23 protein-coding genes are annotated in these 25,558 nt (G+C 44.7%); 14 read left to right on the top strand and 9 right to left on the bottom strand.

All coding sequences use genetic code 11. From position 1 onward, the window contains the following. Nucleotides 1-103: 103 nt before the first annotated feature. From AMBT_RS10250 to AMBT_RS22935, 9 genes are all read left to right on the top strand, one after another. Nucleotides 104-1,357, top strand: coding sequence for a zinc-dependent metalloprotease family protein (locus tag AMBT_RS10250; RefSeq protein ID WP_013784555.1), 1,254 nt, complete (start codon nt 104-106; stop codon nt 1,355-1,357). A 19-nt stretch (nt 1,358-1,376) separates the two neighbouring features. Next, the gene (locus AMBT_RS10245) at nt 1,377-1,928 is read left to right on the top strand and encodes a hypothetical protein (RefSeq protein WP_148259098.1); all 552 of its coding nucleotides are present in this window, start codon (nt 1,377-1,379) and stop codon (nt 1,926-1,928) included. Further along, nucleotides 1,921-2,529, top strand: a complete 609-nt coding sequence (locus AMBT_RS10240; RefSeq protein WP_013784553.1) for a hypothetical protein — start codon at nt 1,921-1,923, stop codon at nt 2,527-2,529. Before AMBT_RS10245 ends, AMBT_RS10240 begins: the two co-directional genes overlap by 8 nt. Nucleotides 2,530-2,949: 420 nt before the next feature. Next, nucleotides 2,950-3,930: a phenylalanine--tRNA ligase subunit alpha gene (gene pheS / locus AMBT_RS10235; protein WP_013784552.1), complete on the top strand. Its 981-nt coding sequence runs from the start codon at nt 2,950-2,952 to the stop codon at nt 3,928-3,930. 14 nt (nt 3,931-3,944) lie between these two features. Then, on the top strand, nt 3,945-6,332 hold the full coding sequence (gene pheT / locus AMBT_RS10230) for a phenylalanine--tRNA ligase subunit beta (RefSeq protein ID WP_013784551.1): 2,388 nt from the start codon (nt 3,945-3,947) through the stop codon (nt 6,330-6,332). Between the two features lie 3 nt (nt 6,333-6,335). Beyond that, nucleotides 6,336-6,635, top strand: coding sequence for an integration host factor subunit alpha (gene ihfA, locus AMBT_RS10225; protein ID WP_013784550.1), 300 nt, complete (start codon nt 6,336-6,338; stop codon nt 6,633-6,635). A 117-nt stretch (nt 6,636-6,752) separates the two neighbouring features. Then, nucleotides 6,753-7,355: a hypothetical protein gene (locus AMBT_RS10220; protein WP_013784549.1), complete on the top strand. Its 603-nt coding sequence runs from the start codon at nt 6,753-6,755 to the stop codon at nt 7,353-7,355. A 203-nt stretch (nt 7,356-7,558) separates the two neighbouring features. Then, a complete protein-coding gene (locus tag AMBT_RS10215) occupies nt 7,559-7,780 on the top strand; it encodes a TA system antitoxin ParD family protein (protein WP_013784548.1) in 222 nt (73 codons plus the stop codon). A gap of 72 nt (nt 7,781-7,852) precedes the next feature. Continuing rightward, nucleotides 7,853-8,062, top strand: coding sequence for a type II toxin-antitoxin system RelE/ParE family toxin (locus AMBT_RS22935; RefSeq protein ID WP_335328948.1), 210 nt, complete (start codon nt 7,853-7,855; stop codon nt 8,060-8,062). Between the two features lie 38 nt (nt 8,063-8,100). Here AMBT_RS22935 and ybaK read toward each other — a convergent pair whose 3' ends face one another. After that, nucleotides 8,101-8,571: a Cys-tRNA(Pro) deacylase gene (ybaK, locus tag AMBT_RS10205; protein WP_013784546.1), complete on the bottom strand. Its 471-nt coding sequence runs from the start codon at nt 8,569-8,571 to the stop codon at nt 8,101-8,103. 33 nt (nt 8,572-8,604) lie between these two features. After that, nucleotides 8,605-11,130, bottom strand: coding sequence for a penicillin acylase family protein (locus AMBT_RS10200; protein WP_013784545.1), 2,526 nt, complete (start codon nt 11,128-11,130; stop codon nt 8,605-8,607). Nucleotides 11,131-11,228: 98 nt separating this feature from the next. On the opposite strand from AMBT_RS10200, the gene nagZ reads away from it, so the two are divergent. Further along, a complete protein-coding gene (nagZ, locus tag AMBT_RS10195; RefSeq protein ID WP_041452921.1) occupies nt 11,229-12,287 on the top strand; it encodes a beta-N-acetylhexosaminidase in 1,059 nt (352 codons plus the stop codon). Then, on the top strand, nt 12,274-13,665 hold the full coding sequence (locus AMBT_RS10190) for an SLC13 family permease (RefSeq protein WP_013784543.1): 1,392 nt from the start codon (nt 12,274-12,276) through the stop codon (nt 13,663-13,665). Before nagZ ends, AMBT_RS10190 begins: the two co-directional genes overlap by 14 nt. A 122-nt stretch (nt 13,666-13,787) precedes the next feature. On the opposite strand, the gene AMBT_RS10185 is transcribed toward AMBT_RS10190, so the two are convergent. The 4 genes from AMBT_RS10185 to AMBT_RS10170 are packed head-to-tail and all read right to left on the bottom strand — an operon-like array spanning nt 13,788 to nt 20,119. Beyond that, nucleotides 13,788-14,303 carry a cob(I)yrinic acid a,c-diamide adenosyltransferase gene (locus AMBT_RS10185; protein ID WP_013784542.1) on the bottom strand — a complete coding sequence of 172 codons (516 nt, stop codon included), beginning with the start codon at nt 14,301-14,303 and terminating at the stop codon, nt 13,788-13,790. Between the two features lie 20 nt (nt 14,304-14,323). Beyond that, nucleotides 14,324-15,943: a CsiV family protein gene (locus tag AMBT_RS10180; RefSeq protein WP_013784541.1), complete on the bottom strand. Its 1,620-nt coding sequence runs from the start codon at nt 15,941-15,943 to the stop codon at nt 14,324-14,326. Nucleotide 15,944: 1 nt separating this feature from the next. Next, a complete protein-coding gene (gene mfd, locus AMBT_RS10175) occupies nt 15,945-19,463 on the bottom strand; it encodes a transcription-repair coupling factor (protein WP_013784540.1) in 3,519 nt (1,172 codons plus the stop codon). A 56-nt stretch (nt 19,464-19,519) separates the two neighbouring features. Then, nucleotides 19,520-20,119: a PilZ domain-containing protein gene (locus tag AMBT_RS10170; protein WP_013784539.1), complete on the bottom strand. Its 600-nt coding sequence runs from the start codon at nt 20,117-20,119 to the stop codon at nt 19,520-19,522. A 107-nt stretch (nt 20,120-20,226) separates the two neighbouring features. Between AMBT_RS10170 and AMBT_RS10165 the strand changes: the two genes are divergently transcribed. Both AMBT_RS10165 and AMBT_RS10160 read left to right on the top strand, forming a co-directional pair. Continuing rightward, nucleotides 20,227-21,441 carry a lipoprotein-releasing ABC transporter permease subunit gene (locus AMBT_RS10165; protein ID WP_013784538.1) on the top strand — a complete coding sequence of 405 codons (1,215 nt, stop codon included), beginning with the start codon at nt 20,227-20,229 and terminating at the stop codon, nt 21,439-21,441. Between the two features lie 76 nt (nt 21,442-21,517). Beyond that, nucleotides 21,518-22,084: a phosphoribosyltransferase gene (locus AMBT_RS10160; RefSeq protein WP_013784537.1), complete on the top strand. Its 567-nt coding sequence runs from the start codon at nt 21,518-21,520 to the stop codon at nt 22,082-22,084. Nucleotides 22,085-22,613: 529 nt separating this feature from the next. On the opposite strand, the gene AMBT_RS10155 is transcribed toward AMBT_RS10160, so the two are convergent. From AMBT_RS10155 to AMBT_RS10145, 3 genes are read right to left on the bottom strand one after another with little or no spacing between them, the layout of a single operon-like run. Continuing rightward, nucleotides 22,614-23,255, bottom strand: coding sequence for an energy-coupling factor ABC transporter permease (locus AMBT_RS10155; protein WP_013784536.1), 642 nt, complete (start codon nt 23,253-23,255; stop codon nt 22,614-22,616). Nucleotides 23,256-23,287: 32 nt separating this feature from the next. Then, the gene (gene xthA / locus AMBT_RS10150) at nt 23,288-24,097 is read right to left on the bottom strand and encodes an exodeoxyribonuclease III (RefSeq protein WP_013784535.1); all 810 of its coding nucleotides are present in this window, start codon (nt 24,095-24,097) and stop codon (nt 23,288-23,290) included. A gap of 49 nt (nt 24,098-24,146) precedes the next feature. Beyond that, nucleotides 24,147-24,824: a heme oxygenase-like domain-containing protein gene (locus tag AMBT_RS10145; RefSeq protein ID WP_013784534.1), complete on the bottom strand. Its 678-nt coding sequence runs from the start codon at nt 24,822-24,824 to the stop codon at nt 24,147-24,149. Between the two features lie 280 nt (nt 24,825-25,104). Between AMBT_RS10145 and AMBT_RS10140 the strand changes: the two genes are divergently transcribed. Next, the gene (locus AMBT_RS10140) at nt 25,105-25,509 is read left to right on the top strand and encodes a DUF2750 domain-containing protein (protein ID WP_013784533.1); all 405 of its coding nucleotides are present in this window, start codon (nt 25,105-25,107) and stop codon (nt 25,507-25,509) included. Nucleotides 25,510-25,558 lie beyond the last annotated feature (49 nt).

Raw genomic sequence — 25,558 nt, 5'->3', positions numbered from 1 at the left:
AAGCTTGCAAGATTTTTGACAAGTTGCAGTAAGAACGTGTTGGCTCTAGCTGATAATTCCTGTTGCAAATTTTAAATTAAATCAAATAAGTTAAGGACGACTAATGGCTAGCTTTAAAATTTTTACCGGAAGAAAATTGATTTTTGGCAGTGTACTCTGGGCTGCAACTAATTATGTTTACGGTGTGCCGATTGACCAGTTTATGTTAATCAATCCTATACAGATATGTGATGATAATGGTGCGAACTGTGCAAGTTCACCTTTGTCTATCCAAAAAACACAAGAAATTTATGAGCAAGCTGGTGTAGCGTCAATATTTTTACCAACGCAGTCAATCAATGATTCTAGCCTCCTTACTGTAAATGGTATAACTGACGTAAATTTATTGGGGAATGGCCAGTCGAGTAATGCGAACACATTAAATGTCTGGTTTGTCGACTCACTCAATTCCGCTCCTAATACTACTTTGTTTGGACAAGCTTATATTAATGGGAATGGAGCTGTCATCAATTCAGATGCTGTTACGGCCACAGGTAGGTCGGATACTGTAGCACACGAGATTGGCCATAATTTAGGGCTTGGTCATTCCAATTTTGGTGCCGGTGATGCTGATAATGTACTTACAACTGGCTCTAACCGTGATGCTCCGGCAGATCAACTAACGCAGGCCCAAATTGACCAAATTCGAGCTAGCAGGTTTACAAATGATGCACCAGAAGTAACGGTAGATTTAAGAGGTTCTACACCCTTCAATACTGATGATTTTTTCGACATTAGTTTTGATACAGGTCCAGCTGGAATTAGCTTAACTAAATTCACAATTGATTTAGCTCCCGCTAATGCTTTTTTTGACACAACGAATGATGCGCCTGGAAACTCTGGTAGCGGGTTAAGAACAAGTGGTTTTACGGGCGTCTCTTTGGCTGATATGGTATTTAACGGCATGACCAATGGCAGTCAGTCTATGTCAATAGATATTGCGCCTGGTAAATTTACGGTTGGCGATTCGTTTGCGTTCGGCTCTGATATAGATCTTTTCAGCGCAATCGATCGATATGGTGCAACCCCTTCAGAATTAGTTGGTATTAAATTTGGCTTTGAATTCGATATCGGCCTTTCGTTGGAAACGGTTCTAGACAGCGATCTCGTCACCGGTTCTCTTGACCCTTCACAATTAAACTCATTTTTTGGTAGCCCTATATCATTTGGCCCTCAAGTTTCTGCTGGACAACTTCCGCCTGGGAGTACAAATTTAGTAGCTGGAACACCAGTACTAACAAGCGTTCCTACCCCTGGAACTCTAACACTCTTTGTTTTCGGAATAATGCTCGCTTTTTCTCGAAAGTCTAAAGTTTAGCTTGCTCAGTATGATATATATGTTTCGTGCCATATTAGTTAATGTTCTTTTTGTATTCTTTTTAACAGGCATTAATAATATGGCGTATTCCTCTGATAGCATTCTGCTTCCAGATAAGCAGCGGTGTGTTTGGTCTAAGGATAGAAACTTTAAGGTGTTAGTGCAGCGTCCGGAAAAAATTGCGCCAGATATCTTTCCCATTGCAACGTTATTTAGGTATGTCGAAGGTAAAAAGGAAATTGTTTGGTCCTTAGATCTGCCAATTCATGTCGGTCCGAGATACATTTTGGTTGCAGATGACGGTGTCGTCCTTTTTGTGGATGAATGGATTCGAAAGCGTCAGACTGACTATGCACTAATGATTATTGATCAATTAGGGAAAGTAAAGTCGACTACACTGGATGCAGTTTTCGACATGGCTGGCGCGGCGAGAGATGAAGCACTTAAATCCTCGCGTTTCGGAGGGTGGATATCTACCGAACCTAAATTTATCACGGCAAATGAGGTTCTTTTAGGCATTGGTGGCAAAGACTTGCTCATAGATTTACACGGAGATATTTCAAGTGATTAATAATTTTATGGGATTGATTATTAAGTTTTTTGTATTGTCAATTTTCTATCTTGGTTTAATTTTCAATGTTAATGCCGCAAATGAAGATGGTAGCTTTGCAATTAAGGGAATTGGTTCAAGTACTTGTTCTAGATATCTGGACTTAATGCAAGCTGGTGAATCTGAAGCCGTGTTTCAGTTTGGTGGGTGGATGAATGGGTATATTTCAGCCTCAAATGAATTCCAGCAAGATACTTTTGACTTAGTCAGTTTCGAAGAACCCGATACGTTGCTTGTGTACGTAACAAAATATTGTAGAGCCTATCCGAGTCATCGTTTTCTGTTTGCTGTGAAGGCAATATTAAAGTCTTTTAGTGATAATCGAGTTAAACAAAATTCAAAAATGATAACGTTTCCCGGGCAATCTAAGTTAAAGCTTTATGAGGAAACAATCGATTGGATTGCGGGTGAATTAAAGAGCAAGGGTTTTATTGAGGATCCTTTACCAAGTCTAGAAGACATAAAAAAAGCGTTGGTTAAATTTCAAATTGAACAAGGAATTGATGGAAAGGGTGAGCCAACACAACAAACCCTGATTGCCTTACTTAGACGCCACAAATAATCTAACTGTGTTGAATATCGAAGCTAAAGTGTGAATCAATGAAACTAACCTTTTTATTTGGTGTTGATTTTTCCGTGAAGAAGAGTATCAAAGAACCATCTTCACTATTCTCCGTTTAAAACACGTAGCTAGTTTTATTTAACCAATCTAAAAACTACCTAAAGTCTTGTTTGCCACCAAAGTAACCCCGCATTCAACAACTTTTATTCTAGCTTGGTACAAAAATCTGCCAATATCAGCCATATAGGGTAGCGGTTATGTCTATCAGTCGTGTAAACTGTCGCCTTTATTCAGGCAAGCCACACTTTAACGCACTATATTTAGCCTTTACGGATTTAATCTATTACAAGATTTAGCCTAATTACAGGGCAATGCATAGCGCATCGTGGTTATCCAGTCATCATGTCAATTGAGGAAAACATGGAGCTTGACGCTATTATCAATCAGGCAAAAGAACTGATTGACGCTGCACAAGATGCAGCCACACTAGACCAAGTTAGGGTCGAATTCATGGGTAAGAAAGGTAAACTTACCGACTTACTTAAAGGGCTTGGGAAGCTTTCTAACGAAGAGCGCCCAGCGGCTGGTCAAAAAATTAACGTGGCCAAACAGCAAATTCAACAAGCTATTTCTGCAAAAGGCGAAGCCCTGCGCAGTGAAGAGCTAAACAAGAAGCTTGCTGAAGAAGCCATTGATGTTACGTTACCTGGCCGTACTGAAGCGCCGGGCAACTTGCATCCGGTTAGCCGTACCATTGCGCGTATTGAATCGTTCTTTGGCGAGTTGGGTTTTGCGGTTAAAACCGGCCCTGAAATTGAAGATGGTTTTCATAACTTCGATGCCTTGAACATTCCGGCTAATCACCCAGCGCGTGCCGATCACGACACCTTCTATTTTAATCCAGACATGATGCTGCGTACCCAAACATCGGGTGTTCAAATTCGTACTATGGAAGCTGAACAGCCGCCGCTACGTATTATTTCACCTGGGCGTGTTTATCGTAACGATTACGATCAAACCCATACGCCTATGTTCCATCAGGTTGAAGGCTTGATGGTAGACAAAAACGTTAGCTTTACCGACCTTAAAGGTATTTTGCACGACTTCTTGCATCACTTCTTTGAAGAGTCGCTTGAAGTGCGTTTTCGTCCGTCTTACTTTCCGTTTACCGAACCGTCTGCCGAAGTAGATGTGATGGGTAAAAACGGTCAGTGGTTAGAAGTATTAGGTTGCGGAATGGTACACCCAAATGTACTTAAGGCCGTAAACATCGACCCTGAAGAATACACTGGCTTTGCCTTTGGTATGGGCGTAGAGCGTTTAACCATGTTGCGCTATGGCGTGAATGATTTGCGTTCGTTTTTTGAAAACGATCTTCGTTTCCTTAAACAGTTCAACTAAGGCAGAGAGTAAGCATGAAATTCAGTGAAAAGTGGTTAAGAGAATGGGTTAACCCTGCTTTGTCGGCTAACGAACTGTCTGAACAGTTAAGCATGGCTGGCCTTGAAGTTGATGGTGTTGAACCTGTTGCTGGCGAATTTAGCGGCGTATTAGTAGGTGAGGTGGTTGAATGTGGCCAGCACCCGAATGCCGATAAATTACGTGTTACTAAAGTAAACGTAGGTGACGGTGAGTTTCGCGACATTGTTTGCGGTGCCCCGAATTGCCGTGAAGGCATTAAAGTAGCCGTTGCTGTAGTAGGCGCGGTACTGCCTGGTAACTTTAAAATTAAAAAAGCAAAACTACGTGGCGAACCTTCTATGGGTATGTTGTGTAGTTTTTCTGAGCTAGGCATTAGCGACGATCACGATGGCATTATTGAATTGCCAGCCGATGCCCCAGTAGGCACGAACATTCGTGAATACCTAGACCTAGACGATACTTCTATTGAAGTTGATTTAACCCCTAACCGAGCAGACTGCTTAGGTATTCGTGGTATTGCCCGCGAAGTAGGCGTGTTGAACAACTTAGATGTATGCGAGCCGGCTATTAGCCCTGTGGCAGCCACTATTGACGATAGCATTGCTATTAACTTAAGCGCGCCAGAAGCGTGCCCACGTTATGTAGGTCGTGTGCTGCGTAACGTTAATGTAGCAGCCGCTACGCCGCTATGGTTAAGCGAAAAGCTTCGCCGCTGTGGTATTCGTAGCATCGACCCTATTGTAGATGTCACCAACTTTATCTTGTTAGAGCTTGGCCAACCTATGCACGCGTTTAACCTTGCGTCTATTGAAGGTAGCGTAAACGTGCGTATGGCGAATAAGGGTGAAACCCTTACGTTGCTAGATGAAACCGAAGCTAAGCTTAACGACGATACCTTGGTGATTGCTGACGACAACAAAGCCCTTGCTATGGCGGGTATTTTTGGTGGTTTACATTCAGGTGTAAACACAGAAACCAAAGATATTTTGCTAGAAAGTGCGTTCTTTAGCCGCGATGCCATTATGGGCCGTGCACGTCAGTATGGTTTACATACCGATGCGTCGCACCGCTACGAGCGTGGCGTAGACTCACAACTTCAACGTAACGCTATGGAGCGTGCTACTGCCCTTATCTTAGATATTTGTGGTGGTGAAGCAGGGCCGGTTGTTGAAGCCTGTGAAGAAGACAAATTGCCTAAGCAGGCCAGTGTTTTATTACGACGTGATCGTTTAGCCCGCGTGTTGGGTATAACCATTGATGATGCTCAAGTGCTTGAAATGCTTGAACGTCTTGGTTTAGACGTTGTCCAAACCAATGAAGGTTGGGAAGCGAAGGCGCCAAGCTATCGTTTCGACATTGCGATTGAAGAAGACTTAATAGAAGAAGTAGCGCGTGTGTATGGCTATAACAACATTCCACATGTTGCGCCAACCGCTGCATTGTCTATGTTGCCTTCTCAAGAAGCGGTGTTGCCGATTAACACCATGAAGTCGTTATTATTGAGCCGTGGCTATAATGAAGCGATTACATATTCGTTTGTCGACCCTAAAATTCAAAGTGCACTATTTCCTGATGCGAAAAGCATGGTATTGCCGCATCCTATTTCGTCAGACATGTCTGTGATGCGTGTTAGCTTGTGGCCTGGGTTACTAGGTGCAACGGCTTACAACCAAAAGCGTCAACAGGGCAGAGTACGTTTGTTTGAAACTGGATTACGCTTTATTCCTCAACAAGATACGCCTAATGGTGTATTGCAACAGCAGGTTATTGGTGGTGTTGTAGCAGGGCGTCGTAACGAAGAGCACTGGGACTTAGGCGACAACCCAGTAGATTTCTTTGATGCAAAAGCAGATGTAGAGGCATTACTGGCCTTAACGGGTAAAACCGGTGAGTTTAGTTTTGTAAGTGCTCAACATAGTGCGTTGCATCCAGGTATGACTGCAAAAATTTTGCTTAATGATGAAGAAGTTGGCTATATTGGTGCTATACATCCACAGTTTACAAAATTGTTGGGTGTTAATGGTCGGGTATTTGTGTTCGAGCTTGAAGTGGAAGCTGTTGTCGCACGTAAATTACCGTCTGCCGCGCCTGTATCGCGCTTCCCATCGAACCGCCGTGATATTGCTATTACGGTGAAAGATGAAGTGAGTGTAGGAAATATTCTTTCTTACATAGAAAAAATTGGCGTAAATCAACTAGTTGGCTTAAACTTGTTTGACGTGTACAAAGGCAAGGGAATTGAACCTGGTTACAAGAGCCTTGCTTTGTCACTTCACTTACAAGATCCGGAAAAAACCTTGGAAGAAGCTGAAATTCAGCAGGCTGTAGATACTGTGGTTAAAGGTCTGGAATCTGAGTTTGAGGCCGCGTTAAGAGAGTAAACTATGGCATTGACCAAAGCCGAGATGGCTGAACACCTATTCGAAAAGTTAGGCATTAACAAGCGTGATGCTAAAGATCTGGTAGAGCTTTTTTTCGAAGAGATAAAAGGCGCTTTAGAAGCTGGTGAGCAAGTAAAACTGTCAGGTTTTGGCAACTTCGACTTGCGTGATAAAAACGAACGTCCGGGCCGGAACCCTAAAACCGGTGAAGACATTCCAATTAAAGCGCGTCGGGTGGTAACTTTCCGCCCGGGTCAGAAATTGAAGAGTCGCGTAGAAAACTCTTCGCCTATCGACCAGTAATCTACCGGTCGTTACAATACTGATAAAAGAGCGGGGTAACTCGCTCTTTTTTGTATTGCCTATTAAAAACCAGTAACCTTGTTACTGCGTTTCATTTCATTTTGTCTGGAGGAAAGTGTGGTTAAAGCGCTTCTGATTATTGTTGCTGTTTTCACGTGTATTGTTTTTGCCATTGCGGGTTGGTTTGTTTATTTGGCGGAAGATACTGATCAGCGCGATCAAGCGTCGGCACAAGTTCCTGTTATTACCCTAATGGAAATTCTGCACGCCAGCGACTTACAAGCTGGGGTGAAAGAAGCGGTTAAAAACGGCGATAAAGACGCCATTAATCAGTGGATGGAACAAGCGCAAGTGGTGGCTGAAGCCGGCCATTTAGCGCAAACTCACATTGAATATTTAGATTCGCAGCAAGCCTATGATTATGTAGTGTTTAACGCTAAGCGTCAGTTGTTTAACGAAGCGTTTGAAGCGCGTTATTATGCGCTGGAAGATATGGGTAATTTAAAAGATGAATACCCAGAGGCGTACGACTTGTTCGAACGTACTGAAGCTTTGCTTGAAAAACGCGATGCGATTATTGTTCAAATGGCACAAGCTTTGTCGGGCACTAACCCGCCAAGTGACGCGGCGTTGAACGAAGCTAAACAACGCTGGCTGGCACGTGCCGAAGGTGATTCGTTATCGCTGACCATAGATGAGCCCCAATCAAATAAAAAGTAAAGCCAAAGAAATTGAACCCAAAGCAAGTAGACCTAAAAAATAAACGATAAGCGTAATGTCATTAACACCCGCATAACGGGCAAAAATACGTAGGCTAAAATACCAAGCGAAGCGCAGCGAGTGTTAATGCGTTTGTTATGCGCAATTTGCTACAATTGTAGCGCATTGCTACAATGTTATGGTGAACTATTAGGAGGCATGTTATGGCAACAGCGAGCGTAAGACTAGACCAGAATTTAGTTGAGAAAGCGACCATTATGGGAAAAGCATTAAACCGAACTATGCCAAAACAGATTGAGCATTGGGCAAAGATAGGCGAAATGATGGAAGATAATCCTGATTTACCATACGAATTCGTAAAACAGGCAATTATTTCCAAAGCGGAAAAAGAGGCAGGAAAGTTAGAGCCTTACGATTTTGGCTAAGATTTCCAGTGTTTTACAGACAGCTAATTTCAAGAGAGCAGTAAAGAAGTTACATCAGAACCAAAAAAAGACTTGGATAAAGCTGTAAAGGAACTGATGGACGATCCTCTACTAGGAGAGCAAAAAAAAGGCGACCTAGCCTTTCTTCGCGTGTACAAGTTCAAGATGGTTAAACAGTTAACCTTACTCGGCTACAGCTACGAGGATGGCACTGTAATACTTGAATTGATAGCACTTGGCTCTCATGAAAACTTTTACCGCGATGTTAAAAAATTATTCTGACAAATTACGTATAACAATAAGCTTATTGTTTTACTTTGCTAGTCGGCGGCAATCTGAGCGGTCTTAGCTTGCGTTAAGTTAATGATGCGTTGCGGGGGTATTTCTAGTTCTAAACCCCGCTTACCTGCACTTACGTAAATCATCTCGTGTGCTAATGCGCTTTCATGCAACACAGTTGCTAGGCGTTTTTTCTGCCCTAATGGGCTTACTCCACCTAATAAATAGCCGGTACTGGCAACCACGGTGTCGCTAGGTGCCATGGTAATTTTTTTAACCCTAAGTACCTTTGCCAGCTTTTTTTCGCTTAGTGTGGTGTTTACGGGCACCAGCGCTACGGCTAATTTATTAGTTTCATCGCACACCACCAAGGTTTTGAATACTGCACTTGGGTTAAGACTTAGCTTATCGGCGGCTTCTAAACCATAAGAGGGCGCCTTGCTGTCGTGGTCGTACTTTAAAATAGTATGCGCAATACGCTTTTTCTTTAACAGAGTAATAGCAGGAGTCATCGCGTTATCCTTTTTCCTTCTTTCTTTTGCCCTTTATCCTTCGTCCTTTGGGTACCATTGTCGTAAGTGAATAAGTTCACTTGGCAGTAACGGGGTAGCGGCTTGTGTGGCGTAGTCGCTAAAGCCCGCTTTAAAAAAGGGTGATAGCGGGTGGCCTGATTGAGCCCCAGGCAGCGTTAGAATGGCGTCATCTAAATGACCTGGGCTAACAAAAAAGCGTTCTGATGCGCCGAACGTCGATGATTGAACGGCTGGCATATAAGTATCCCCAAAACCTTCAACAGTATCCATATTCAGCTTATGCCCTACAAAAGGAATTTGCGCGGCAAACGGATGCTTTACCGTAAGTGCATTTACACTGCCCCAACGTAAGTCTTCCATATTGGCTTCAATAGGGGAGTGCTCATCTAATAGCGTGTGTTTGGCACGGCGATAGGCATCAACCAGTAGATCATCGAAAGATTCAGTGCCTTCGGGTAGCCAGCTATCTGGCTGAGTGTGAATGAGTTGCCATACCGCAGGCTCGATGCCGCGAAGTAACGAACGGCTTTGTACGCCTTGGTCATCAATGCTAGACAGTATTTTACCAAACAGTTGGCTTACCACCTCTTTACGAAAATGCTTTACTAGCGTGTAACCTACAGAGTCTTCGCACGCGCACTCACCCCATTTACGCAAATAGGCAAGGTCGGCCTTAAATTCAATATTATCGTTTAATAACAAACCCGATAGCAGCTGCTGCCACGGCAGCAAAAATTGCGCGTGGTTGTCTAACTGAATGGCGTAAAAGTCGTTTTCGTTAAAGGTGTCTTTTTCAAATAAGCGATCTCTTATTTGCTGGCCTCTGGCACCAAGGGCATAACCACCATCACCCAGTCTTGCTATGTCATTGGCGGAAATTACCCGCGCATTGGCGGTCCATATTCTGTTGCTGCTTGGGTTTTTTACTACCGGAAGGTTAGTCGTGCGTGAAGGGGCTATTGGCGCAACGGTACTTTCATCAACGGCGGTAAACGAAGCTTGCTCTCTGTTCATTACTGCGCCGCCGGGTAACCATGCAGCGCTACCAGCATCATCAACTATCACCATATTCTGGGTAGGAATGGCAATCTCTTTGCCTACGGCGATAGCATCGTCTACGGTATTCGCGGTGCCCATATCAACAATGGCAAGGTTTACTGCAAAAGGGTGATGTGCCACCCAGTTTAATGCGTAACGCTTACCGTTAACGAGTTTTACCGGGCCGTACTCGCTAAGCGCTAGGGTATAGGTATGCGATACCTCTTTGCTTACTATTACTTCATCTACCATATGGGTAGGCGTGTCGTCGGCAAGGGCTATCCAATCAAGGTTATCTAGATTGGCATTCGTGAAGCCCCACGCTACCTTGTTGTTTGTGCCAACTATTACGCCAGGTAATCCAGGCAGTGACACCCCTGTTACCGACACGTTAGCCACTGATGAGTTTATGCCTGATACAGCAAGGCTATCATACCCTTCGCTTACGGGGGCGCGGGGCGTGTCTTTATAATTCAGCTGTGTGCGATACCAAATAATAGGTACACGCAAACCTAGGTGCATGTCGTTAGCCAGTAAACCGCTTCCTGTTGCCGTAAGGTTTCCGGTAACCGCCCAGTTATTGCTGCCTATATCAGGCAGCTCTTCAGCGTTGTAAGACTGCAGTGCTATTTTTGCGGTAATTGGGGGGGCCGAATCATCAATGCCGTCACTATGTTTTGGGGCCTGCTCAGAAGGGCTAGACTCAGACGGGGTAGAATCAGGAGAAGCTGGCTCTGTTAAAGCGGGCTCTGGTACTAAAGGCTCTGGTAATACAGGCTCTGGTAATACAGGCTCTGGTAATACAGGGTAGGGCGGTACGTCGGCGTGATAAAGCGCCAGCTCGCTGCCATCCAAAGCGGCTTGATAACGGCTGGGCTGGGTAATGAAGTTATATAACGGCGTGCCGTAGGTTTCTTTTAGTGCGGTGCGCGCCAAATCAATTTCAATTTGCCCGCCTTGTAAATCTAAATACATGCTGTAGGCCACCAAAATACTGTCGGTGGGTTGCCAAGGTGATAGTGTTAACCCGGCTGCAATGTATTCGAAGGGGGGCACGGTATATTCGTCTAGCGCAGCATTTACGCCATGAGAGTAACTTACCAGCAACTGCTTTTGCGTTAATGGTAGGCTGTCGAAAACTTTTACAGCGCGTTTTGAAAACTGGTGAAAGCGGGCGTTTTTATCTATCTCTAGCGCCACATCGCCTACCCATTCTGATAAGCGGCCCGATGCACTTCTTCGTTGTAAGTCCATTTGAAAGAAGCGGTCTTGGCCGTGGGCAAAGCCTAGGGCATATGCGGCATCGAATTTGTCTTGTGCATTTATTACCGCATGGCCCATATTGTCGCGGGCGAGGGTAGCGGGCGCAGTAATACGAGACGTGGTATGATTGCCGTCTAATGTAGGTAAACTTAGGTGCAACGCCATATACACGCCACCTAGTGCTAAAACGACTAATGCAATTGCACCTAAAACCAACCACTTAATCCAATTTAACACGTGTATTACTCCATTTTTTTCTCTATCCTAACCACACTATCTACAAATTTGAAGTGATGTTTTATGACACGTTTGCGAGAAACACTATGGGCCCGTTAATGCTTGATTGTCAGACAGAGCGTTTATTGCCTGAAGAGAGAGAAAAATTAGCACATCCTGTGGTGGGCGGCGTCATACTATTTAGCCGTAATTATCACGATCGCGAGCAACTTACTCAGTTAGTAAAAGAAATTCGAGAAAGTGCCAAAAAGCCTTTATTAATAGCGGTCGATCACGAAGGGGGCAGGGTTCAACGCTTTCGTGAAGGTTTTACCAAGTTACCTGCTATGGGTAAGTTATCCGGGTTGGTACAGGCGAAAGCGGCAGGAAAAGATATCGACTGGGCAGATTTACTGGAAATAGAGCCAGAAGCAGAAGAGACAATAGTCAACGATGCCACGCTAGAACTAGCTAAAGCCTGCGGTACCATTATGGCTCATGAGCTAAAACAGATAGACATCGATTTTAGTTTTGCCCCTGTGCTTGATATTAACGGGGTATCGAAAGTGATTGGCGACAGAGCCTTCGCTGAAACCGCAGAAAAGGTGATCCCCTTAGCCTCGGCGCTAATTGAAGGTTTACAGGTTGCCAATATGCCAGCCATTGGAAAGCACTTTCCTGGGCATGGCAGTGTGGCCCCAGATTCTCACGTGGCGTTACCTGTAGACGAAAGACCGCTTGAAGAAATTAAACAAACTGATATGGTTGTTTTTGAAAGATTAATTTCTAAACAGTTGCTAGATGGTGTAATGCCAGCGCACGTTATTTATTCTCAAGTTGATAGCAAGCCAGCCGGCTTTTCCGAGCACTGGTTACAAAAAATATTAAAGCAAGACTTGGGTTTTAACGGTGCCGTGTTCTCTGATGACCTGTCTATGCACGGTGCCAGTGTTGCCGGCAATTATGTCGATCGTGCCATGGCTGCATTATCAGCAGGTTGCCATATGGTATTGGCATGTAATAACCCGAAAGGGGCGGAATCTATTTTAGATGCGCTGCCCCATTCAACAGACTCTTTCGAGGCTTTAACCTCACTTTACGGGCGCAAAGCAGTTGTGCATGCCAGTGCAGCTTATAAAAACGCATTAAAGGTGTTGTCGCGCTATGGAATCGGTTAAACCGAAACTAATAATAATATCCTTCGTTAGCGCAGTTGCTCTGTATGGAGTGCTGTTGTTTTCAGGCCTGTCACATATTATGGCCATTAGTGCGGCCATTACTGTGCTGGTGGCCATGTTGTGGGTTACCGAAGCGCTACACATTGCGCTGCCCGCACTCATTCCTTTCTTCGCCTTTCCTATGGCGGGGGTTATTAGCTATCAAGACGCAGCATCGGCATTGGGTAACCACGTTATCTTGTTACTGATGGGCGCTTTTATGTTGTCTAAATCGCTAGAAAAATCTGGCGTTCATCAACGTTTAGCGGTGTACCTTATTCGGCTAACCGGTGCGAACAGTGCCCGCAGGCTGGTATTTGGCTTTATGTTTACCTCGGCCATATTAAGCATGTGGATTTCAAATACCGCCACCACGCTTATGCTGCTTCCTATTGCGCTTGCCATTATTCATGCATCTAATTCACCTAAACTGGGTGTAGCCGTGTTACTGGGTATTGCTTACGCTGCTAGTGTGGGCGGTGTAGGTACGCCTATTGGTACGCCACCTAATATTATTTTTATGAGTGTGTACCAGCAAGCTACGGGCACAGAAATTAGTTTTATTGACTGGATGAAAACCGGAGTGCCTATTGTATTGGTAGCATTGCCCTTAATGGCGTTGTGGTTAACTCGGCATTTAAAGGGAGTGAAAACCGGTGGGCTTCCCGATGTTGGCCCTTGGCGAAGCGCAGAAGCACGGGTGCTGTTAGTCTTTACTTTAGTGGCGATGGCGTGGGTATTTAGGCCTTATTGGACAGCGTGGTTCGGTATGGACTTCGTGGGAGACAGCACCATAGCCTTAGCGGGTGTGGTACTAATGTGTGTTATTCCCAATGGCGAGCGTGAAGTTACTCCTTCTGGCAGCAAACAAGGTTGCTTACTTGACTGGAATACCGCGCAGCAAATTCCATGGGGAATGCTGTTGGTGTTTGCTGGGGGCATTTGTTTGGCCCAAGCGTTTACTGCGTCGGGCTTAAGTGAATTACTAGGGCAGGGATTAACGGGCTTAGCGGTGTTACCCTTGTTCTTATTGGTGTTAGTGCTGTGCTTGTCGGTAAGCTTTGTAACAGAAATTACATCAAATACGGCTACTGCTACCTTATTAATGCCCATTTTAGCCAGCGCGGCGGTGGCTATAGATGTAGACCCGCTTATTCTCATGATGCCAGCAGCCATTAGTGCAAGCTGCGCGTTTATGATGCCGGTGGCAACACCCGTAAACGCCATTGTGTATAGCAGTGGTGAACTTACGGTGAAAACCATGGTGCGCGAGGGCGTAGTACTAAATATTATTGTGGCGTTTGTGGTAACCGCTGGTGTGCTGTTAACGCGAACTTAGTTTTCTTATCTGTACAGGAAAGCGCTATTTAGCGACTATTTATTAGCGTTTAGTTAGCGTTTAGTTAGCGCTTAGTTAGCGTAAATTTCACTTACCTGAATGCCGTGAAGCGTTAGCCGTGTTTATACGGCCACTTCATCAAAACCGGCTTCGGCATTTAAGAAGCGTGCGAAGGTAAACAAGTAGTCAGACAACCGGTTTAAGTAAGCAGGCACTACGGCAGGTACATCGTAGTGCTTGGTAAGCACTATAACAGCCCGCTCGGCTCGTCGGCATACCGCACGGCATACATGGCTTTGGGCAGCCGCTTTACTGCCGCCAGGTAGTACAAAGGTAGTTTGCGGGCCCAGTGTGGCTGTCATCTTATCAATATCACTTTCAAGCTTAACAACATCGTCTTGCGTTAGGGTAGAGCTAGCTGAAATAGCAAAACCTGCCTGAAACAGGTTGCGCTGTATGGTGTAAATGTCTTCTTTCAAATGCACGGCTACCATTGAAGCCAATAGCCCCAAGTGGCTGTTAAGTTCATCGATATCACCGTAGCTTTGTACTACCGCATCATCTTTTTCTACTCTTACTGGCTTATCGGCATATATTTGCGTACTGCCTTTGTCGCCCGAGCGGGTATAAATTTTCATGCTGGTATTAATCCTTGTTCTTACTCTTCAGGTGCGCTTGGGCGTTTGTAACGACGAATTTGTACCACCATGCCAAATAAGGGGTGATCAAAGTAATGAAGCTGGTTGCTGATTACCCGGCGCTGTTCGCTAAAGGGCAACGACACCAATTGATATTCTGGCGTAGCGTTGGCATCTTCATTGCTGCTTGCGCTAATAATAGAGCTTGATGAGCTGGCTGCCGCTTGCCCTTCAACAGGAATAGGCTGGCGATAGAAAAGCTCACTATCGATATGCAAATAAGGCACACGGTTAATGTATTTCAAAAATACTTTCATGTTGCCGTCTACTTTCCAAATAGGCGCACGAAATGCTGCACTTATATTACTTTCGTCAGCGTCGTCGATAACATCGGCGTTATCTAACGCTAGTAAATCTTTAAATAAGATGGGCGCTGGACTAGCAAGCCGCGCATCTAAATCGTAAAAGAAGTCGCTTGTTATAGTTTCAGTGCTGGTGGCATTCAGCCCAAATGGCTGGCTATTACCTTGGTTTTCATTTAAACCGTTAGTTTCACTAATGCCGCTAACGCCACTGGTGCCACTGGTTGTAGCGTCTAGACTTTGGATTTTATCTTCTAAATTTTGATAGCTGTTTTCGTCAAAGCCGTTTGAACCAGAGCTGTTTGAACCAGAGCTGTTTTCATCAAAGCCGTTTGAACCAGAGCTGCCAGAGATTGACGCAGTGTTGCCAAAGCGTAGTGGTGGCTGCGGCGGGCGCTGAACGCCGTCTTGGTCAAATTCATCTGAAAAGTTGTTGCCGGCAAAAAGGCGAACGTTGAATGCATCGTCTTTACCGAATTTTACAGGCTGACGCCAAGTAACGTGTAATAAGCGAGTGAGATCGCGGTTTTGTCTAATTTGGCGCGATAAAGACGCCATTTCTTGTGCGTTCTTCGTTAATAAATGGGCATGGCTGGCGTATGGCCAATCGCTCCCTTCAGGGGTAATGGGCAGCTCTTTAGGCGCTGGTAAGCGGTTGTCTGGGCGATGAATATGCCATTTACTGTCGTAATAGCTCAACCAAGGCTTTTGCACTACGCAATACGGCTGGTTAGGTACCGTAACGGTTTCTGTTTCATCTAAACCTAGAAACTCTATCCAATAACCGGCTATTTCTTCTGCCGATAAGCCGTTATCTGATAAATCGTCATTTGATAACGTGTCGGTTAAAGCCTGGGTGCCCATTAATGATTGGGAGCCCAGCTCATTGGCAAAGTTGGTTTGAGTAGACTGAAGTTGATATGAATTGGTTTCTTCAGATATTACTTTTGATGTCTGATTTGTTGCTTGCGCATCCGTCTCACTTGACGCACTGGCAAAATAATCGAATTCTGGCCACTCAAGCGCATTGTTTTCACCACAAACCGCAATGCCTTGTTTTAGCATGCTAATGTCGGGGGTAATAACCGCGCCTATTACATCGGCATCGGTAGCCGGAACGGCTAATGAATCAGCTAAATCGAACTGTTCTTCAAGGGCAGACATTGCCACCTTTCTTTCAAAAACAATAACTTCAACATCGAACCACCAGTCGTCATTTGCCAACAACGGGGTAGAAGCCAATACAGCAAGTAGTGGGCTCCAACGAAAAAACCTCATGTTATCGCGACTCCTTTGCAAGGTCGGCAATGATATCGCTAATAAACGCAATACGCGCTTTTGCAGTATCAGTCTGTTTTACTAATCGTAGTTTCTGGCTGCCTTCAAATTTGAAGGTATTTGGCTTGGTTTGTACCAGCTTAATAATATAGCCAGGGTCAACCTTGGTGGTATCTGTAAACTCTATGGTACCGCCTTGTGATGACAAGTCTACTTTAAGCACGCCTATGGCTTCTGCTTTTATTTTTATTTCCGCTACTTCTACTAAGTTTTTCGCCGGTTCTGGTAATAAACCAAAGCGGTCGATACATTCTACTTGGAATTCGTCTATGTCGTCTTGATTTTTACAACTGGCTAAGCGTTTGTATAGCGAAAGCCTGGTGTTTACATCGGCAATATAGTCATCTGGCAGTAGGGCAGGAATGCGAAGCTCTACTTCGGTGTGGCCTGCCATGGCATCGTCTAGCGAAGGCTCTTTACCTTCTTTCAGCGATGTTACCGCTCTATCTAGCATGTCCATGTAAAGGCTGAAACCTATGCTGGCAATTTGCCCAGATTGGTCGTCGCCTAATAATTCACCTGCACCACGAATTTCAAGGTCGTGGGTTGCTAGCGCAAAGCCTGCACCCAAGTCTTCCAATTTCGATATGGCGTCTAATCGCTTCGCCGCATCTTTGGTCATGCGTTTAGGGTGCGGAGTAAGCAAGTACGCGTAAGCCTGGTGGTGTGAACGACCCACACGGCCACGCAATTGGTGCAATTGGGCAAGGCCTAAATGATCGGCTCTGTCCATAATAATGGTATTGGCGCTTGGCACATCAATGCCGGTTTCAATGATGGTGGTACATACCAACACGTTGTAGCGCTGGTGGTAGAAGTCGCTCATCACACCTTCTAGTTCACGTTCGCGCATTTGGCCGTGGCCCATGGCAATTCGTGCTTCAGGTACAATTTCGGCAATTTCTTCAGCGGTTCTGGCAATGGTATCTACTTCGTTATGAAGGAAATAAACCTGCCCACCACGTAAAATTTCCCGCATTATCGCTTCGCGAATAGTGGCCTTGTTACGTTGCTGCACAAAGGTTTTAATCGATAAGCGTCTTGCTGGCGCAGTGGCGATTATCGATAAATCACGCATGCCCGACATGGCCATATTCAACGTTCGAGGAATTGGCGTAGCGGTAAGGGTAAGAATATCTACGTCGGCACGCAGCGATTTTAGCTTCTCTTTTTGGCGAACCCCGAAACGGTGCTCTTCATCGATGATCAGCAAGCCTAAATCTTTGAATTTAATATCGTTCGACAATAGCTTGTGCGTACCTACTACAATGTCTACTTTGCCTTCGCTAAGGCGCTGCATGGTTTCTTTCTGGCCCTTGGCGCTAATAAAGCGGCTCATCACTTCAATTTCAAACGGCCATGCGGCAAAGCGATCTTTAAAGTTTTCGTGATGCTGTTGGGCAAGTAGGGTGGTGGGCACCAAAATAGCGACTTGTTTGCCTTGGTTTGCAGCTAAAAATGCTGCGCGCATGGCCACTTCTGTTTTACCGAAGCCTACGTCGCCACATACCAGTCTATCCATTGCGTGCGGGCTGCCCATGTCGTGAATAACGGCAGCAATGGCTTGGGCTTGGTCTGGCGTTTCTTCAAACGGGAAGCTGTCGGCGAACTTTTGATATTCGTCCCATTCAATGTTGTACGCAAAGCCGGGTTTAGCGGCGCGTCGGGCGTATACATCAAGCAGTTCTGCGGCAACGTCGCGTACTTTTTCAGCCGCTTTTTGTTTTGCTTTGCTCCATGCATCAGAGCCTAACGAGTTAAGCGGTGCATGATCGGCATCGCCGCCGGTATAACGAGAAATAAAGTGTAACGACGCTACAGGCACATACAGCTTAGCTTGTTTGGCGTATTCAATGCATAAGTATTCGGTGGTTACACCGCCAGCATCAAGAGTTTGCATGCCAATATAACGGCCTACACCATGATCTAAATGTACCACGGGCTGGCCGGTGGTTAGCTCGGCCAAGTTACGAATAATGGCACTTTCGTCAGTGGCGGAGCGTTTGTCTCGGCGTCTGCGTTGGCTTACCTTATGACCTAATAGCTCGGTTTCGGTGATAAATAGCAGTTCGCCACTGTCACTTCGCCAGTTAAAGCTATTTTCAACCATGCCCACGGTAATACCGATGTTGTCGCTGGCACTAACAAAGGTATTGAACGATTCAGCCGCTTTAGGCTTGATACCCGCCTTTTGTAAAACGGTAAGTAGCCCTTCACGGCGGCCTTGGGTTTCAGCGCAAAACAGTACCTTGGCACCGCGCTTTTTGGCATTGTTCACCGTGGCAATTAATTGTTCTGCCGGTACTTTCTTTTGGGTGTTAATAGCAATGTCGTCAAGCTTGTCGCAGCCTAAGTTAAAGCTGCCCGGCTTTTCTTCAATCACGTCTTTGGTCAAAGTTACCCGCGGCCACTGTTTAATTTCACCAAACAAGGTATTTTTTGGTAAAAATAAATCTTCAGGTGGCAGCAATGGCCTTGCTGGGTTGTATCTGTGCTGTTCGTAACGCTCTTGAATGTCTGCCCAGAAAAACTCGCTGGCATCTTGTACATCACCATGTAATAACAGCACACTTTTAGGGTGTAGGTAATCGAATAAGGTAGCGGTTTTATCAAAAAACAACGGCAAGTAATATTCCACACCACTAGGCATGGTGCCTTTAGTTACTTGAGAAAACACCGATTCTGAGGCGTTGTTTGCATCGAACTTTTCTAAAAAGCGCTGACGGAAAAGGGTGATAGATTCTTTATCGGTGGGGAATTCCCGTGCTGGTAGCAACTTTATTTTTTCAACCGTATCGCCAGAGCGCTGGGTTTCGGTATCGAAAAAGCGAATAGAGTCTACTTCGTCATCGAACAAATCAATACGAAACGGCTTGTCGCTGCCCATGGGGAATAAATCGATAATACTACCGCGCACCGAAAATTCACTGTGGCTCATCACCTGGCTAACGTGCAAATAGCCCGCTTGTTCTAAGTTGCGTCTGAATTGGTCTCTATCAAGGGTGTCTCCCTTGTTCAGCATCAACAGGTACTTAGCGAGGTAATCGGTAGGTGCCAAACGTTGCATTAACGTGTTTACTGGCACAATGAAAATGCCATTTACCTGCTGGGTGAAGCGGTACAAGGTTTCTAAGCGCTGCGAGACAATATCTTGATGCGGCGAAAACGAATCGTAGGGCAGGGTTTCCCAATCGGGGAACACTGTAATAGGTACGTTGGTTTCACCGCTTTTATCACCAGAGGCGCCGCCAGGCATAAAGAACGCCAGCTCTTTTTCTAGTTTTAGCGCCGATGGAGTGTCGGCGGTCACCAGCACAATAGGGCCATTGTATTGGGCTTGTGCTTGAGTAATGCACAGTGCGGCGCTGCTGCCTTGTAACTGACCCCATTGCTTGTGGTCTTGCACAGAGGCGGATTTTTTCTGGGTCGGCAAAGGCAAAGATAAAAGAGTTGCTGTCATGTCGTCCTATAAACTACTTATTCGGTTTAAGTGTGTTGCTGGCTTTTATTATAGCGTCAGGCTCCGGAAGCCTTGTCTTGCGCGCGTTTTTTCAATTGCTGCGTTTGCAAATGCAAGCTGGCTCGAACAAGCAATTCTTGATCTTGCTCTCGGATGCTATTGAAAACAAAAGCTATATGGTAGTCATCCTCGACGTTCTCGCAAGTAATAACTTCCCCGTAGCAAAATATAGCGGCCGCTTCAGTATCAAGAAATAATTTGAGTTCAGCTTGGCTGCCGATGTTCATGGCGGTTGAGCTTTTAATAATTACGCCCCCGCCACCGAGCTTTATTGTGCTAAAACGATGATCTGGTTCATCTTGCTGGTGCAAAATAAATGACATCATCAAATCTATTTTACGAGCTTGGTGATTTAAGTATTCCGCCAACGATTCAGCATGGTCGCTTAAATGGCGCAACGGGCGAAGTGCTTGAGCTTCAATACTTGCCATTTCGCTCGCTACGCGAAAAGCATAGGGCATGGCTTGCTCTAAACCCGCTTCAGAAGGTACGGATTCACTTTCAGCAAGTGGCTTCACGTTAATGTTAACGTTGTGCTGAATAGAGAAATACTCATCGAACTGGGCTTTTTTTTCTTCTAGGCTTAGGTTTTCCATCATATCTCCCGCCACTTATCTTGTACGGCCAGTAGCTTACACGTAGTATACGCACTTTACTATTTTGAGATTGCCCCGTCATCACACCTTTGGACTAAGCGCGCATTATGTATTTTCCTCTTCCCGCTTTTATTGCTTATCGGTATGCGAAATCTGGCCCGGCGCAGTCGTCTAGCCAAAATAGCTTTGTTTCCTTTATCAATCGCTTTTCGGTAGCCGGTATTGCACTTGGCCTAACGGCGCTTATTATTGTGCTTTCGGTAATGAACGGCTTTGAAGCCCAGTTAAAGCAGCGTATTTTGGGCATAGTGCCGCATATTGAAATTAATGCCCCTGTTGAAGATAGCTTTGTAATGGGCTTGCCCAATGTGGTGGCAAGCATGCCGTTTAGAGAAGCTGAAGCGGTAGTGCAATCTCGTTCCGATTTACGAGGTGTACAATTACATGGTGTGCAAGCAGACAGCATGGTGCAGCACACCATGGTTGCTCACGAAATGCAGCAGGGCGATTTTGCAAGTTTAACGGCAGGTAGCTATAACGCTATTATTGGCAGGGCGTTGTCTATACAGTTGAATGTGCGCGCTGGCGACAAACTTCGGGTGATGGTGGCTGGCGCTAGTGTTTACACACCATTTGGTAGAATGCCAAGCCAACGGTTGGTCACTATTTCGGGTGTATTCGATATGGGCTCGCAAATGGATGACAAAGTTATTTATATGCAGCTTGATGATGTGAATCGATTACTGCGAGATGTTTCAGGCAAGAATACAGCTACTCGATTATTTTTAGACGATGCTTTTTTGTATCAAGACACGCTAAAGCCTATTGTTGAGGCTGATTTGCCTGTACGTACGTGGCGTGAGCGCCAAGGCCCTTTGTTCGATGCGGTAAAAATGGAAAAGAATATGATGTTCTTAATGCTGCTATTAATTATAGCCGTGGCAGCGTTTAATTTGGTTTCATCGTTAGTGATGGTGGTGTCTGAAAAACAAGGCGACATTGCAGTACTGCAAACCCAAGGTATGCTGCCTGGCACCATTATGACGGTATTTGTTTTAAACGGATTGTTTAATGGCGTGAAAGGCGCGGGTATTGGATTGGTGGCTGGTGTGGTGATTACTTTACTACTAAACCCCGTCATGAGTTTACTGAATGTGCCTATTGCGTTGTCGTCAGATGGGCAGGGGTTACCGATTGATATGCACTGGCTGCAAATAGTTTTTGTGACCCTGTTTTCATTGTTGCTTTGTATTGTAGCGAGTATTTACCCTGCTAGGCGTGCCATGAAAACCCAACCTTCGCAAGCACTTCAAAACGAATAAGTTAGTGAAATTGCCGTGCAAATTGCGGCAAAATTCACTATAATCGCGGTCTTTAAATTTCGGCCAGTGAGACGTCATGAACAAGAATTTTATCACCTCGCAAGCGTTGCTTCAGGATTCCTTTCGTTTAGCAGCAAAGGTGTATGATGACGGGTTTCGCCCCGATTTCATCATTGGTATTTGGCGCGGTGGTGCACCTATCGGCATAGCGGTACAAGAATTTTTTGAGTTTAAAGACTATTCTACCGACCACATTGCGGTGCGTACTTCTTCTTACTATGGCATTAATAAGCAATCTAAAGAAATTCGTGTTCACGGTTTACACTACTTAGTGGAAAACGCTGACGCTGAACATAAGCTACTTATTGTTGATGATGTTTTTGATTCGGGCCGCAGTGTTGATGCGCTTATTCAGCAAATTCGCAAACTAATGCGTTTGAATATGCCAAAAGATATTCGTATTGCATGCCCTTGGTACAAGCCTCAGAACAACACTACTGACATCGTGCCTGACTACTACGTTAACGAAAGTGACGAATGGTTAGTGTTCCCACACGAAATCGCTGGGTTAAGCGAAGAAGAAATTCGTGAAGGCAAAGGCGAACTAGCCGACGTTATGGATATCTTATTCGACAAAAAGTAAGCGCAACACGCTAGCTTTTACAAAGACACCCATTCTAAAACCGCCAACCAGGCGGTTTTTTTATGCCTAGCTTTTATCAATGCATTTATTGAGACACCCACGTTATTTCGACATTCTATTATCAAGACACCCATGTTATTTCGTCACCCTCTTATCGAGACACCCATGTTATTTCGACATTCTCTTATCAAGACACCCATGTTATTTCGACATTCTATTATCAAGACACCCATCTTTATGCTTATCACTATAAGGTGGATGCTCTTGGTTATATTTAAGGCTGCAAACGTGGGTGTCTTCATAAATCTGGATTTGAAAAAACATGGGTGTCTCCGTAAGGAGTTGGTGTCTCCGTAAGGAGTTTATGAATTAGGGTGGGTGTCCAGATAATTCATCAAGGTTTAAAGGTGGGTGTCTTCATAACGCTCGGGTTACAAACGTGGGTGTCCATGTAATTTACTTGAGTGCAAATGATGGGTGTCTCGTTAATGGTGAGACGAAAAACATGGGTGTCTTGTTTAGTTATTGCTTAGTTATCGAAATAAAACTTATCGTGGAAGGTGTAAACCCAAGTGGGTTGATAGATAACAAGTAGGGTGATGGCCATTCCGTTGAGTAAGGCTTCTGGAAAGACCAAAAGTGGAATGAGAAGTACAAAATTATCGTAAATAACATCCCACGTATAAATGCCATCAACAAAATAATAACCCGCAAGTGCGCCGGTTTTAAGAGCAATGCTGAGTGCGCCTGGAAAGAAAGCGCACACAAAAATATAAACGAACAGCTGGCGGGGTAAATGGTGAAAAGACACTAAATATACCAAGTAGGTTACCGCGACAGGCAGCATAACCCCTAATACGCCATTTACACCTAAGGTGTGCCACTGTGCAAAACCAGCGGCGGTAGCACCCAATAACGCGAGGGTGCCTGCCAGAATGGCGTAACGAAAGCCGAGCATAAGTGTGACCACACTCAAACCTACAAAATGTACATCTAGCCCTTCAAAAATTCCCACTTTGAAGATCCAAAAAGCGAACAATGCGGCAGCGCTACCAAACAACAGGTGCTGTTGGTGTTTATCACCCATTAGGCCTACAACAGAAATTTGTTTAATAACGCCAACTAGGGTTAAACAATATAAAGCTAGGCCAAGCCACTGTAGCGTTGTCACGTACTCTCCGTTATTTATCTACTGTCGATTTCTTATTTACTGTAAGTAGCCCAAATAGGCGCATGATCTGACGGCTTTTCAATGCCGCGAAGTTCATAGTCTATTCCGGCATCACTCAATCGTTTATGCATAGAAGGGGTAGCCAGAATAAGATCAATACGAAGACCACGATTATCATTAAAACCTTTTGAACGATAATCGAACCACGAGTACCTGTCGGTAGTGTCAGGGTTCAAGGTTCTAAAGCTGTCTTCAAATCCCCAATCCATTAGTGTGTTCAACCACACTCTTTCTTCGGGTAAAAAGCTACACTTGCCCGTGCGCAACCAGCGTTTTTTGTTTTCTTCGCCAATGCCAATATCTAAATCGGTATGAGAGATGTTCACATCGCCCATCACAATGACATTTTCATCTGGAGTATGGTGGGTGTCTAGATAAGTCATTAAATCTTTATAGAACTTACGTTTTGCGGGGTATTTGGTTTCGTGCTTTTCGTTTTCGCCTTGTGGGAAGTAACCATTTAATACCGTTACTGGCTGGCCGTCGTTGTCAGTGGTTTTCAAAATAATCATGCGACGCTGCGCATCTTCTTCATCAGTGGGAAAGCCCATAAGCACAGACTCAGGCTCTTTTTTTGCTAGAAAAGCAACGCCGTAATGGCTCTTCTGACCATGGAAATAAACGTGGTAACCCATCGCTTCAACTGCTTCAACAGGAAACTGTTCGTTATGAACTTTTATTTCCTGTAGGCCAATAATGTCAGGCTGATGTGCATCTATTAATGCTTGAAGTTGGTGAAGGCGGGCACGAATACCATTGATATTAAATGAGATTACTTTCATAAGAACTTCTTAAAAAAACGAATTAATGAATATTAACAGAATGCTGGGTTTAACTTAACGTTTGTGGTGGCAAATTTGTACTTTTTCCTAGCGATATAAGATGATCAAACCAAAGGTTCGCATCGTTGATAATAGCCACGCTTAACGTTTCACTGTTTTGGTTCTCAACATCCGGCCCTTCAATTATTAGGGGTAATATACGTACTACTTCTTGCTTAAATTCGGGCCAAGCTTTGGCCTGTTTTGCCATGGATTGGTAGTAATGTGTAGGAAAACCGAACCCCGCCTTTTCAAGCCTACGGCTAATAATATTGGCGCCCATCGATGAGCCTAACCATACATACATCGCAGAAATGGTAGCAGAAAGTGGAGTTTCAAAATTAGGTAAGTCAACGTTTTGTAATTCACTAGTACATTGTGCGCTGATTGAATTTAGCTCTGCTAAGTCGTTATTAAGCGCCGTTATCACTGCTTGGGTTTCAAACTGATTTGCTAAAGCCTGAAGAGTAGGGTATTTCTCAGTCGCATCGTTAATGACTAACGTGCAACGTTGGTGGAATTCTCGCATAACGCAAAGCACATTAAGGTAATTTCCCCGGTGAGCTTCATGAGCTTCACTGTCGTTACACCCCACCATATTATGAAAAAGCGCAAAAGGCGTGCTTTGTTCTAGCTCGTCATGTTTGTTGTAAGTTTTTGCTTTTAGGTCGCTAAATAAGTTCTGCATGAAGTTTTAAGCTTTGCGTTTTTTGAAAGAAAGGCAGATGTAATGTACTACCATGAAATGCAGATTGCTAACATACAAGAAGCATTTGGAGTGCGTTTTGAACCCTCAGCTTAAGACTTAGGCAACACTACACAAAACTGCTCGCAATAATATTAGCCGTAGGGAATGTTTTCAACTTGAATTTACAAGATTAAAGAGGCTTTGCTATTTGGCGGAGAAGCTTGCAAAGGGTATACTTAGCGCCTCTTATCGGCGCCTCTTAAATATAAGGTAATTTTTTGTGTTTCCAGATACTGTAACAGCCACCCTGAATGATACTGTGCTAGCGCAAGCTAAAAATTTGTCTGCTGAAGACCGACAAATGCTAGTGATCAGCTACGTACCCAAAGCGAAAGAAATTTGGCTAATCCAAGGTACAGAAGGCTTTGTCATGCTGGAAGACAACGACATCACTCGACTACCCGTTTTTCCTCACAATAACTTAGCGCAGGCGTGGTTGGACGAAAATCAAATTACAGGTACATGTGTGGCAGTGCCATTTGATGAGTTTACCGAAACGTGGTTACCTGGTTTAACTAAAAATGGGGTGGAATTGGTTATGTTTCCTACCTCTGCCGATGCTGAAAATTTAGTGATGACGGCAGAAGAGTTAAGCGCAGAATTTAGTGCAGATGCTAGTGCCTAGCTGTTGGGCTCAGTTTTCTGAAAACGTTGATATGAACAACCACGCTGTA

Source organism: Alteromonas naphthalenivorans (assembly GCF_000213655.1).
Lineage (GTDB): Bacteria > Pseudomonadota > Gammaproteobacteria > Enterobacterales > Alteromonadaceae > Alteromonas > Alteromonas naphthalenivorans.
The sequence above is the reverse complement of the archived record's forward strand: the minus strand, read 5'-3'. Positions and strand labels throughout refer to the sequence as shown.